Below are 12,722 nucleotides of genomic sequence, written 5' to 3' on the forward strand. Positions count from 1 at the left end.
CGCCCTCAAGGCAGGGCGGAACGACTGGCTTCGCGCCCGACTTCGCCAGCGGACTTGAGCTTGGCTTCGATGAAGGTCTTTGCGTGGCGCGCGAGGTCCTCTCCGTCTTCCCAGAGATTGCGCCAGATGCCGAGGATGCCGCAAAGGGGCTGCCCGACCACTGCGGACGAGAAGGATTCGAAAACGATCGGCCCGTCGTAGCCGATCCGCGCGAGACCGTTGAAGATACGGCCGAAATCGACGGAACCGGCGCCGAGATAGCCGCGGTTCGATTCCCCGATATGGAAATAGCCGAGATGGGCGCCCGTATCGACGAGCGCCATCTCCATGTCCGCCTCCTCGATGTTCATGTGGTAGGAGTCGAGATGGACCTTCACATTGGGAAGGCCGACCCGCTTGCAGAACTCGACGCCCTGCCCTGCCGTGTTGAGCACGTTGGTCTCGTAGCGGTTGACGACTTCGAGGCCGAGCGTGATGCCGTGGCGGCCCGCCTCCTCGCCGATCCGGCGAAGAACCTCGACCGCTCCAGCAATGCCGGCCGCGGTCGGCGGCTCGGGATATTTCTGGAAGGCCGAATAGAGGATGCCGCAGACATGGCTGGAGCCGAGCTCGGCGGCGGCGGCGATGACCTCGCGCAGCCGGACTTCGCCCGCCTTCACGCGGGCCGGATCGCCGCTCGATATGTCGCTTGCGGCATCGAGGCCGAGCGACAGGTTGGCGGAAATGCCGGCCTTGCGCAGCTCGGCCGCAGTGAAAGCGATGTCCAGCGCCTTCGGATTGGGCGCGGAGATCTCGATGATGTCGAAGCCGAGTTCGGCGGTCTTGTTGACCGCGAGCACGCATTCCTCGCGGCCCCAGTCGCGCACCCAGACATTGGCGTGCAGGCCAAGCTTGTTCTTCATCCCGTTTCTCCTCAAACCTTCGTCATGCTGCGGCGGCGCCACTGGTCGAAGATTACCACGACCACGATGACGACGCCCTGTGCGATGCGCTGCCAGAATGGGCTGACATCGAGCAGGTTGAGGCCGTTGCCGAGCACGCCGATGATGGCCGCACCGATGATCGAGCCCCAGACGCCGCCCTCGCCGCCGAAAAGATTGGTGCCGCCGATGACGACGGAGGCGATGGAGCGCAGCTCCTCGCCTTCCGCCATCAGCGCGTTGGCGGAGTTGAGGCGGCCGACCAGGATGATGCCGGCGATGGCGGCCAGCAGGCCGGAGATCGCATAGGTCATGATCTTGGTGCGGGAAATGCTGATGCCCGAGGAATGGGCCGCGGCGCGGTTGCCGCCGACGGCATAGATCGCACGGCCCAGCGCCGTGTAGCGCAGCACATACCAGCCGGCGACCGCGCAGAGCAGCGCGATGATCGCGCTGACCGGCAGACCGAAAAGCTGGCCGCCGCCGACCCAGAGCAGGCTGTCGGGAAGCTGCCGGCCGGCATTGAAGGAGGGAACCGGCAGGCCATCGGTAACCAGCAGCGCCGCGCCGCGGAACGCCGTCATCGTGCCGAGCGTGGCGATGAAATCCGGGATCTTGAATTTGGAGATGAGCCAGCCGTTGAGCGCGCCGGCGACGATGCCGATGGCAAGGCCGATCAGGATCGCGATCGGCGGCGGCACGAAGCCGAAATCGACGCCGAACAGCACCAGCGGCTGGGTGAGCAGCACGGCCGTGATCGAGGCGGCAAGCGCCGCGATGGCCGCCACCGAAAGGTCGATGCCGCCCGTGAGGATGACGAAGGTCTGCCCCACCGCCAGGATGGCGACGAAGGCGGACTGTCGCGCCACGTTGGAGAGGTTGTCGAGGGTCAGGAAGTTCGACGTGGCGAAGGCGAGATAGGCCATCAGCAGGACGAGGGCGATCAGCGGCCCCGCCTGGAAGACGATGCCCTTGATCTTCGCCTTGCGCGCATCGGACGCGCTGACGGCTGCGTCCGGGTTCTTTTCCGTGCTCATATGCTTCCCACTCCCTTGGGCCCTGCCGCCTCCTGCTCCGGACGGCGGAACTGCCCTGTCACTTGTCTTGACTAGCTCGCGTATCGCAGCAGATTCTGCTGCGATATCTCCTCGCGCGGCAGCTCCGCGGAGAGGCGGCCGCCGCGCATGACGAGCACGCGGTCCGCCATGCCGATGAGTTCGTTGAGTTCCGAGGAGATCATCAGGATCGACGCGCCCTCGCAGACCAGCCGGCTCATGACGGCGAAGACCTCCGCCTTGGCGCCGACGTCGATGCCGCGGGTCGGCTCGTCGAAGATCAGGATCTTCGCGCCGCTCGACATCCAGCGCGCCAGGATGACCTTCTGCTGGTTGCCGCCGCTGAAGAAGAAGAGCTTGTGCGTGGTGGAGGCCGGGCGGATGCGCAGGTCCGAAATGTAGCGCCTGCCCTCCTCCCGCTCGCGGGCAAGATCGAGCCGCGACAGCAGCGACTTGCCGGAAAGCCAGGACAGGCTGAGGTTAGGCCCGACCGGCTGCATCGGCACGAGGCTCTGGCGGCGGTCACGGGAAATCAGGCCCAGCCCGGCCGCAATGGCATCGGACGAATGCCGGAAATCGGCGCGCTTGCCCTCCACCGCGATCGAACCGGCCTTGACCGGCTGAAGACCGAAAAGCGCGCTGGCGATTTCCGCCTGTCCCGCGCCCATCAGGCCGTAAATACCGAGAATCTCGCCGCGGCGCAGGGTGAAGGAAAGGTCCTTCAGCGTGCGGCCGGAGGCGAGGTTCTCCACCGCCAGCATCGGCGCGCCCAGTTCCACCGTCTCCTTGGGGAACTGCTCCTCAAGCCTGCGGCCGACCATCAGGCCGATGACCGTCTCCTCGTCCGCCTTCTCGGCCGGCAGCGTCTCGACGACCACGCCGTCGCGCAGCACCGTGACGCGGTCGGCGATCATCGGGATTTCCGAGAGATGATGCGAGATGTAGATGATGCCGTGCCCGCGCTGCTTGAGGCGGCGGATGACGTCGAAGAGGCGGCTGCGCTCGCTGTCCGAGAGCGCCGAGGTGGGCTCGTCGAGGAGGAGGATGCGCGGGCCGCGCTCCAGGACGCGGGTGATTTCGATGAGCTGCTGCTCGGCGACCTCGAGCGTGCGCACCTCGGCCGTCGGGTCGATGGAGACGCCGAGCGCCTCCAGCGCATGGCGCGCGGCCTCATGGGCCCTGGCCCAGTCGATCTTGCCGAAGGCGCCGCGCGGCATGCGGCCGAGGAAGATGTTCTCCGTCACGCTCAGCGCCGGCACGAGGCTCAGCTCCTGATGGACGAGGCCGATGCCGAGTTCCGTGGCAAGCGTCGGCGTCAGCGCGGAAACCTGGCGGCCGCCCACCACGATCTCGCCGCCGGTCGGCGCATGCTCGCCGGCAAGGATCTTCATCAGCGTGGATTTGCCCGCGCCGTTCTCGCCGAGAAGCACCTGCACCTCGCCGGCGCGCACGTCGAGCGAGATGGATTTCAGGGCGATGACGCCGGGAAAGCGTTTCTCGATATTCTCGAGCTTCAAGAGGATTTCGTGCTGGTCCATGCCCTACAATTACCGTTCCGCACGGGCGCGCAGGCGCCCCTTCGTTCTTCGCCCGTCCGCGCGCGGACAAGCAAGACGCGGGGCGCGCCTTCGAAAAGACGACACCCCGCGGTCCTGGGAGAAACTCAGTTGGCCTTCTTGCAGTTCGCCCGGATGGTCTTCCAGTCGATCGCTTCCAGCTTCGGTTCCGGATAGAAGTTGCGCGCGTTCGTCTCGTAGACGGTGCGCGGACGGATATCGAAGGTCTTCGGCACTTCGAGGCCGCAGGCGAGCTCCACCGCGAACTTGGTGCCGAACCAGCCCCAGTCGGCAAAGCCGTGGGTGGTTTCGGCGATCATCTTGCCCTCGGCGATGCGGTCGACCGATTCCGGCGTCACGTCGTTGGTGAAGATCGCGACCTTCTTGTCGCCGATATTGGCGCCGTCCTTGGTGGTTTCGAGACGGCCCTGCGAACCGGCGACGAGCATCGCGCCGAGGCCCATTTCGTTGGACGCCGCCCAGATGAAGTCGAGGTTGTCGGGATTGGCCTGCAGGATGTCCTCGGCGCAGCGCGTGCCCTTCTCGCGGTTCCAGTCACCGGCGCAGGTGCCGCCGACGATCTCGATGCCCGGGAACTGCTTGAGCACTTCGCGGAAGCCGTTGAGGCGGGCCGTCGAGAAGAAGCCGCCGGCAACGCCCTCGATGATGGCGCCGCGCGCCTTGATCTTGGCCTTGTCCTCGTCGGAGAGTTTCGCGGCGAGACCCTGCCAGAACTTCAGGTCGAGATAGGTGTCGGGCTGGACGTCGACCTTGTCGCCGGAGCCGAGCACGCCCGGACCGCCGAAATAGTCGGCGACCGCATAGGCGGAGACTTCCGCGCCCTGCGTGTTGTCGAAGCCGATATAGGACGAGACGTTCACGCCATCGATCGGCTCGAGCAGGTTGACGATGACGACCGGAATGCCGGCTTCCGTGGCGCGGATGAGCGCCGGCTTGACGGTGGCGACCTCGGCCGGCGAGACGGCGATCAGGTCGACCTTGCGCTGGATCATGTCCTCGATGATGCTGACCTGCTCGGCGAAGGCCGTCGGGCTGGTCGGCGACTTGGTCAGGACCTTGACGTTGAAGCCGTTCTTGTTGGCGTCGGCGGCGGCCAGCTCGAAGAAGTTCGTGGCCGTCTTGAAGACGCCCGTGATGTCCGGCGGCACCCAGCCGATGGTGATGTCGATATTATCGCCGTCCTGCGCGGCAGCCGGCGCGGCAACCATGGCCGGCCAGAGCGCGACCGTGGCGGCAGCGGCAAACAACGATGCTTTCACGAGCTTTTTGAACATAGCTCCCCTCCCTATCGAAAAACGCCTCCAATGCGCGCAGCGGCTGGCCGGTCGGCGCTCCCACACCTCACGCAGCAGGGATGCTAGACAAAGCATTTCAGTAATTCAACTACATTTTTACGATTGGCGGCAGATTATTTTTTGAAACGATTCTGCCAAATTTCAGAAAAAACAGAATGAATCGACTATGCGCTCGCGCCAATCCGGCAAAGCGAAGCACGCCGTAATGTAGTTAAGCTACAAAATACCCGTTGCACGGGAATGCTTCGCGGCGATCAATCCAGCCTTGAGAAGATGGTCGCAAAACAGTGCCGGATCGCGCGGCGCGGCAACCTTGCCGGCACGTGCGATCCAAACTTATCATGTTGTACGGATAACATGTCAGGCGCATAATTCAAGCGCCTAAATGACATCCGGACGGCGGCGGCGGAGAAAGGTCACTTTCCGCCCTGCCGCGAATACCGCCCGCCCGGAAAGCCGAGGCGGGCGGCATGGCGTTTCTACCAGCAGGTATAGCCGGCATCGGCCGAGACGATGGATCCGGTCATCAGGCTCGAGGCGTCCGAGGCGAGGAAGAGCACGATGGAGGCGATTTCGGCGGGCTGGCCGAGCCGGTGCATCGGCGTCATGTCCAGCCATTCCTCGTACATCGGCTTGTCCTCCTTCGCGAAGGTGAGCAGCGGCGTGTCGATATAGGTCGGCGCGACGGAATTGACCCTGACGCCGCGCGTCGCCCATTCGGCGGCGAGCGAGCGGGTCAGGTGGTGCACGCCCGCCTTGGCCGCATTGTAGTGCACCTGCTGCTGCGGCCGGTTGACGATGCTGCCCGACATGGAGCCGATGGTGACGATCGAGCCGCCGCCCTTGGCGAGCATGTGCTTGCCGAAGGCGCGGCAGGAGCGGAAGGCGCCGCTGAGATTGATTCCGATCATGCGCTCCCAGTCGGCGTCCGACAGGTCTTCCGCCGGAACGCCCGCATGGGCGATGCCGGCATTGGCAACGAGGATGTCGGCCGTCCTGCCGCTTGCCGCCAGCCGGTCGGCCACCGCGTTGATCGAGGCGCTGTCGCCGATGTCGATCACGGCGGCCTCGGCGGTGTAGCCCTTCGCCGCCAGCGCCGCGCGCCCGGCCTCCGCCCGCTCCATGCTGATATCGGTCAGGACGACCGCCGCGCCCGCCTCGCACAGCGCCTCGGCTGAGGCGAGCCCGATGCCCTGCCCGGCCCCGGTGACCACGGCCACGCGGCCGGACAGGCCGAATTTCTCAAGATACATGCTGGTCCTTTCTGGCCGGACGTTTCCGCCGGTCCGTCACTCGCCTCAGCCGTGCTGGATATAGACGGCCTGGGTCTCCATATATTCGTAGAAGCCGTGCTTGCCGTCCGCCCCGCCGATGCCGGATTTCTTGCGGCCGGCATGGAAGCCCTGATAGGCTTCGCCGTTCTCCCGGTTGATATAGGTCTCGCCGAATTGCAGCCGCCGCGTGACGCGCATCGCCTTGTTGAGGTCCTGCGTGTAGAGCGAGGACGTCAGGCCGTATTCGGTGTCGTTGGCGTGGTACACCGCCTCGTCCGCGTCCTCGACCACGGCGATGGGTGCGACGGGGCCGAAGATCTCCTTGCGCATGATCTCCATGTCCGGCGTGCAGCCGGTCAGCACGGTCGGCTCGTAGTGGTGGCCGCGATTGCGCTCCGCCCGCTGGCCGCCGAGCGCGACCGACGCCCCCGCCGCCTTCGCCCGCTCGACCATGGCCTCGACCTTGCCGAGCTGCACCGCGTTGACGAGCGGCCCCATGTCGACATTTCGCTCGGCGATGGGATCGCCATAGGAGACGGCCGCCATGCGCTTGACGAAGCGTTCCGTGAAGTCGTCCGCCACCTGGCGCTCGACGAAGATGCGCTCGGCGCAATTGCAGACCTGCCCGGTATTGACGATGCGCGAGGCGGTGATCGCCTCCACCGCGAGATCGAGGTCGGCATCCTTCAGCACGATGGCCGGCGCCTTGCCGCCGAGCTCCAGGTTGACGCGCGTCAGGTTCTTCGCCGCCGCCTCCATGATGGCGACGCCCGTCGGCACGCTGCCGGTGAAGCTGACGAGGTCGATGCCGGTGTGCCCGGAAAGCGCGGCGCCCGTGGTGCGGCCGCGGCCCGAGACCATGTTGAACACGCCCTTTGGCAGGCCGACCTCGTCCGCGATCTCGGCGAAGAGGAAGGCGTTGAGCGGCGTCTCCTCGCTCGGCTTGACGACGATGGTGTTGCCGGCGACGAGCGCCGGGGCGAGCTTGCGGCCGATCAGGTAGAAGGGGAAGTTCCACGGCAGGATGCCGGCGACGACGCCGATCGGCACGCGGTTGAGATAGATGGTTTCGCCCTTGCGGTCGCTGGCGATGATCTCGCCCTCGATGCGCCGTGCCCATTCGGCCATGTAGTCCATCAGCCCGGCCATGCCGAGCACCTCGCCCTTTGCGAGCGACAGGATCTTGCCCTGCTCGCGCGAGATGGTCTCGGCAAGAAGATCGGCCTTGCCGCGGATCTTCTCGGCAATCGCCCTGACATAGCCGGCCCGCTCGATGGGCGGCAGCTCGGCCCAGGCGGGCTGCGCCTTGCGCGCGGCATCGACCGCGGCGTCGACGACCGCGCCCGAGGCATCGGGGATCTCGGCGATCTGCTCTTCGGTCGCCGGATTGTAGACGGCGATGCGGTCGGAGGATGTGTCCTCGACAAAGCGGCCATCGATATAATGCGTGTTCCTGGACATGGTGTTCCTCCCGTCTTGTCTTCTCGTTCAGGGGTCCGGCGCGATCCGGGCGACGATCTTGCCCGTCACCTCGCGACGCTTCAGCCGCCGCAGCGCATCCGGAATGCCGCCGAGCGTCACGATCTCCTCGACCATCGGATCGAGCCTGCCGGCCGCAAGCCGGGCCATCAGATCGTCGCCCATGCGGGCAAAATCCCGCTGGGTCGGCACGTGCCCGGCGAAATACGCCCCGCCGAGGCCGACTTCATGGATCGAGGCGGCATAGGTATAGGACGCCACGTCGGTCATCACCGGCAGCGGATCGACCGAGACGAGATGGCCGTTGTAATGCACGAAGGCGAGCGACTTGCGCGCATCGCCGGGATTGACCACCTCCAGCATGACATCGACGCCATAGCCGCCCTCCGTCTCGCCCCGCACCTTCTGCACGAGATTCGGGTCGCGATAGTCGAGGACCACGTCGGCACCGAAGGTGCGCACGGCATCGAAATGCTCCGGCCGCGTCAGCGCGATGACCTTCGCCCCGGCCTGATGGGCAAGCTGGGTGGCAAAGCCGCCGACGCCGCCATTCGCACCCTGCACGAGAATGGTCTGGCCGGCCTCCAGCCGGGCCTTGCGGAACAGCCCCTGATAGGCGGTGTAGCCCGCGCAGGGCACGGCCGCGGCATCGGTGAAGCGCACGCCGGCCGGCAGGCGCGAGGTGGCGTGGGCCGGCGCGAGGCAATATTCGGCAAAGACGCCGGGCTTCCAGAGATTGTTATGCACGACCACCGGCTCGCCGACGGCCCAGCCCTCCACATCCGGCCCGACCGCATCGATAACGCCCGCGGCATCGAGCCCGAGCACATGCGGATAGGTCCATTCCGGCTTGTGATCGATCGCCAGCTTCCAGTCGACCGGATTGACGGAAACCGCGAGGACCCTGAGGCGCAACTGGCCCGGGCCGGGCTCGGGCACCGGCAGGTCGGCCGGCACCACGTCGTCGAGCCGCGCACCGGGTCCCGGAAGAACGATAGCCTTCATGTCATGCCTCCTGAAATGCGTTGGCCGCCGGCCGCCCCATAGCCGGGGCGATGCCGGCAGGCGGACGGCGCGTGCCGCCGGTGATGAACTCCACCGCCTTGTCGGCGACGACCAGCACGGCGGCATTGGTGTTGCCGGAAATGATGGTGGGGACGGCGGAGGCGTCGATGACGCGCAGGCCCGCAACGCCGCGCACCCGCATGTCGGCCCCGAGCACGCCGCCCGCATCGCCCTCGCGGGCCATGCGGCAGGTGCCGACGGGGTGGTAGACGGTCTTGACGAAGCGCTTCGCATGCTCGGCAAGGTCCGCATCCGACACCTTGTCCGGGCCGGGGAAGATCTCGCGGGCGATCATCGCGCGCAGCGGCTCCTGCTGGAGGATCTCGCGGGCGCGGCGTATGCCGCCGATGGAAAGGCGCAGATCCTCGGGATCGGCGAGATAATTCGGATCGACCAGCGGCTGGTCCTTCGGATCGGCGGAGGCAAGCTGCACGGAACCGCGCGAACGGGGCTTTGCGACGCAGGAATTCAGCGTCAGGCCGTGGCTCGCCTGCTGGTCGGTGTGGTCCTTGTCGAGATAGACCGTCGGCACGCAGAATTGCTGGACCTTCGGAATGCCGGAAAGATCGTCCGGATCGAAGAAGGCGCCGGCCTCAACGCCGTTGGACGTCACCGGGCCGGTGCGGTTGAGGAGATATTCGAGGCCGTTGCGCATCTGCTTCCAGCCCCGGTCATGGCCATAATAGCCGTAGGGGCCGTTGCAGAGGGCGACGACCGGCGTTTCCGTGTGGTCCTGAAGATTGGCCCCGACGCCGGCAAGATCGACGCGGACCGGAATGCCATGCGCCTTCAGGTGATCCGCCGGGCCGATGCCGGAGAGCATCAAAAGCTTCGGCGTCGCGATGGCGCCGGCCGCGAGCAGCACCTCACCGTCGCAGCGGGCTTCCGTCACGGCGCGGCCGTCGCCCTCGGAATACCGGACGCCGACCGCACGGCCGTTCTCGATGATGATCGAATGGACGAGGCAGGAGGTCCTGACGTCGAGCCGGCCGGTCTTCATGGCGGGACGCAGGAAGGCGTCCACCGCAGAGCAGCGCCGGCCGTTGCGGGTCGTCACCTGATAGGCCCCGACGCCGCGCTGGCTGCGGCCGTTGAAATCGCCGTTATGCGGCAGGCCGATGCCCTGCGCGGCCAGCACGAAGGCGCGCGACAGTTCGCACATGTGCTCGAGGTCGGACACCTGCCAGGGCCCGCCGACACCGTGATAGTCGTCGTTCAGCCGCGCGTTGTCCTCCATGGCGGTGAAATAGGGCAGCAGCGCATCGTAGGACCATTGATCGTCGCCGATCTCCTCGGCCCAGCCGTCATAGTCGGCCGGCTGGCCCCGCATGTAGACCATGGCGTTGACCGAGGAGCCGCCGCCGAGCACGCGGCCCTGCGGCACGATGGGCGTGCGCCCGCCGAGGCGGGCCTGCGCGACGGATTTGTAGAACCACATGTATTTCTCGACGCCGAGCAGCTTGACGAAGCCGGCCGGCATGCGGATCAGCGGGTTGCGGTCGTCCGGCCCCGCCTCCAGCACCAGCACGCGCGCGCCGTGCTCGCCGGCGAGCTTGCCGGCGGCAAGGCATCCGGCCGTGCCGCCGCCGACGACGATGTGGTCGTAGCTCATGCGACGATGCTCTCCACCTTGCCGGCCTGCGAGCGCGGGAAGAGGAGAAGGTGCTCCGGGTCGATGGAGACCGGCACCGCCTCGCCGCGCTTCGGCGTGACCGAAGGATGGGCGACGAGCGTGAAGCGCGTGTCGCCGACATCGACGAAGATCAGGTTCTGGTCCTGCAATTCCTCCGTGATGAAGACCTTGCCGTCGACGCGCAGCGGGCTGTCGCCGCCGATGGAGAGGAAATGCGGGCGGATGGCGGCAAGGCCGCCGTCACCGATGCCCTGCGCCGCCGCATGGAGACGCTCCGGCAGCGCCAGCTTGCGCCCCTCGAACTCGATCTGCCAGCCGCCATTGCCGGCCACCACGCGGCAATCGAAGAAGTTGATCGGCGGCTCGCCGACGAAGCCGGCGACGAAGGCGTTCCTCGGGCGGGCATAGACCTCGTCCGGCACCGCCATCTGCTGGATCTCGCCGTCGCTCATCACCATGACCCGGTCGGCCAGCGCCAGCGCTTCCTCCTGGTCGTGGGTGACGTAGATCATCGTGTAGTTGAACTTCTGGTGCAGGCTCTTGATGAAGCGGCGCATGCGGTAGCGCTGGCGCGTGTCGAGATGCGAGATCGGCTCGTCGAGCAGGAACACCGCCGGGTTGCGCACCAGCGCCCGCGCAAGGCCGACACGTTGCGCCTGGCCGGAGGAAAGACCCTTCGGCTTGAGGTTCAGCAGCGCCGTCAGCTCCATCTTCTCCGCGATGTCGCGCACCTGCCGGTCGATCTCCTTGTTGTCGACATTGGCCGAGCGCAGCGGGAAGGCGATGTTCTCGTAGATCGAGATCGTCGGATAGAGCGCGTAGGATTCGAAGGACATCGCGACGTTGCGGTCGCGGGCGCGCACGTCGTTGACGCGCTTGCCGTCGAAATAGATCGAGCCTTCGGTGACCGTCTCCAGCCCGGCGATCATGCGCATCGTCGAAGACTTGCCGCAGCCCGAGGGGCCGAGGATGGCGACGAACTCGCCGTCGGCGATCTCGAAGTCGATGCCGTGCACCGCCTGGAAGGCGCCGTAGCGCTTGACGAGTCGTTCAGCTTTGATGGAGGCCATGGGTCAAACTCCTGCCGAGGGCGTCGCATGCGTGACCGCCCGGGCATTCTGGAACAGGTGGACGGCGTCGCGCGGGAAGGCGATGGCGACCGTCTCGCCGACGCCGAGCGCGGTGCCGGCGGGAACGGAGACGGAGACCTGGTCGCCGCCGATGCCGACGAGGGCGATCTTCATGTAGCCGAGGTTCTCGATGACATCGACGCGGCCGCGAAGGGCGTTGGAATCCCCCTCGCCAGCGATCCGCACCTCGTTGGAGCGGAAGCCGACCTGGATCCTGCCGGCCTCGTTGGTGAGGCCCTGCACGGCGTCGGCGGCGAGCGAGGCGACGGGCATGCCGTCCGCCGTCACGAAATCCACCCTGCCGTCATGCGGGCGCGGCTCGACGGAGATGAAGCTCATCGGCGGATCGCCAACGAAGGAGGCGACGAAGGCGTTCGCCGGGCGGTGATAGAGATCGGCCGGCTTGCCGACCTGCTCCAGCCTGCCGGCATTGAGCACGGCGACCCGGTCGCCGAGCGCCAGCGCCTCGCGCGAGGAGGTGGTGGTGAAGACGACGGTGGCCGACAGGTCCTCGGCGAGCGCCTTCAGCTCGGCACGGATCTTGTGGCGCAGCTTGGCGTCGAGATGGCCGACCGGCTCGTCGAGCAGGTAGATATCGGCCGGGCGGATGATGGCGCGGCCGAGCGCCACGCGCTGGCGCTGGCCGCCGGAAAGGAAGCCGGGGCGCCGTTCCAGCAGGTGGCCGATGCCGAGGATGCCGGAAATGCGCTTGACGCGCTCCTCCACCTCGGCCCGGCCGAGGCCGCGCGCCTTGAGGGGAAACGCAAGGTTCTCGCCGACGGAAAGGTGCGAATAGAGCGCGTAGTTCTCGAAGGCCATGGCGGCGTCGCGCTTTTCCGGCGGCACCTTGAGGATCGACACGCCATTGCGCAGCACGTCGCCGCTGGTCGGCTTGGCGATGCCGGCGAGGATGTTGAGCAGCGTGCTCTTGCCGGCGCCGGCCGGGCCGTAGATGACGAGGAATTCCCGGTCGCGCACGGCAAGGTCGATCTTGCGCAGGGCGACCTTGGCGAGGCCGTAGCGCTTGTGGACGGATTTCAGTTCGTACATCAGACGTCCTCCTGCATGAGGGCGGCGACCTCGGCTTCGGCCGCAAGGCGCTCTGCGATGAAGCGGCCGCGGGCGCGGACCACGAAGGCCGCCGACACCGCGAGCGCGACGATGTTCATGAGGATCACCGACATCGACTGGCTGGCGAAATAGGGCTCGATCAGCCCGAGCCAGACGAAGACGACGCCGACATAGATGAGGATGACGCGGAAGCCGGTATCCCAGCCTTGACTGAAGCTCATGA

Annotated in this window: 10 protein-coding genes and 1 pseudogene; all 11 read right to left on the bottom strand. The window is 66.7% G+C overall.

Annotated elements, in window-relative coordinates; all coding sequences use genetic code 11:
- Positions 1-5: 5 nt before the first annotated feature.
- Positions 6-902, bottom strand: a complete 897-nt coding sequence (locus ShzoTeo12_RS13320; RefSeq protein ID WP_318910035.1) for a sugar phosphate isomerase/epimerase — start codon at positions 900-902, stop codon at positions 6-8.
- Between the two features lie 11 nt (positions 903-913).
- The gene (locus ShzoTeo12_RS13325) at positions 914-1,957 is read right to left on the bottom strand and encodes an ABC transporter permease (RefSeq protein WP_318910036.1); all 1,044 of its coding nucleotides are present in this window, start codon (positions 1,955-1,957) and stop codon (positions 914-916) included.
- Positions 1,958-2,028: 71 nt separating this feature from the next.
- Entirely contained in the window at positions 2,029-3,513 is a 1,485-nt protein-coding gene (locus tag ShzoTeo12_RS13330; protein WP_318910037.1) for a sugar ABC transporter ATP-binding protein, read from the bottom strand.
- A 125-nt stretch (positions 3,514-3,638) separates the two neighbouring features.
- Positions 3,639-4,826 (bottom strand): sugar ABC transporter substrate-binding protein, encoded by a 1,188-nt coding sequence (locus tag ShzoTeo12_RS13335; RefSeq protein ID WP_318910038.1) that lies wholly within the window; start codon positions 4,824-4,826, stop codon positions 3,639-3,641.
- Between the two features lie 500 nt (positions 4,827-5,326).
- Positions 5,327-6,100 carry an SDR family NAD(P)-dependent oxidoreductase gene (locus ShzoTeo12_RS13340; protein ID WP_318910039.1) on the bottom strand — a complete coding sequence of 258 codons (774 nt, stop codon included), beginning with the start codon at positions 6,098-6,100 and terminating at the stop codon, positions 5,327-5,329.
- Positions 6,101-6,211: 111 nt separating this feature from the next.
- A pseudogene (gene aldA / locus ShzoTeo12_RS13345) lies at positions 6,212-7,582 on the bottom strand (aldehyde dehydrogenase); the annotation flags it as partial.
- 27 nt (positions 7,583-7,609) lie between these two features.
- Complete coding sequence (locus tag ShzoTeo12_RS13350) at positions 7,610-8,605, bottom strand: zinc-binding dehydrogenase (RefSeq protein WP_318910041.1); 996 nt, start codon at positions 8,603-8,605, stop codon at positions 7,610-7,612.
- Position 8,606: 1 nt separating this feature from the next.
- Positions 8,607-10,277 (bottom strand): GMC family oxidoreductase, encoded by a 1,671-nt coding sequence (locus ShzoTeo12_RS13355; RefSeq protein WP_318910042.1) that lies wholly within the window; start codon positions 10,275-10,277, stop codon positions 8,607-8,609.
- Positions 10,274-11,368, bottom strand: a complete 1,095-nt coding sequence (locus ShzoTeo12_RS13360) for an ABC transporter ATP-binding protein (protein WP_318910043.1) — start codon at positions 11,366-11,368, stop codon at positions 10,274-10,276. Before ShzoTeo12_RS13360 ends, ShzoTeo12_RS13355 begins: the two co-directional genes overlap by 4 nt.
- 3 nt (positions 11,369-11,371) lie before the next feature.
- Complete coding sequence (locus ShzoTeo12_RS13365; RefSeq protein ID WP_119256446.1) at positions 11,372-12,478, bottom strand: ABC transporter ATP-binding protein; 1,107 nt, start codon at positions 12,476-12,478, stop codon at positions 11,372-11,374.
- Complete coding sequence (locus tag ShzoTeo12_RS13370; protein WP_318910044.1) at positions 12,478-12,720, bottom strand: hypothetical protein; 243 nt, start codon at positions 12,718-12,720, stop codon at positions 12,478-12,480. The genes ShzoTeo12_RS13365 and ShzoTeo12_RS13370 overlap by 1 nt, the downstream gene beginning before the upstream one ends.
- Positions 12,721-12,722: the final 2 nt, after the last annotated feature.

This window comes from Shinella zoogloeoides (assembly GCF_033705735.1).
GTDB lineage: Bacteria > Pseudomonadota > Alphaproteobacteria > Rhizobiales > Rhizobiaceae > Shinella > Shinella zoogloeoides_A.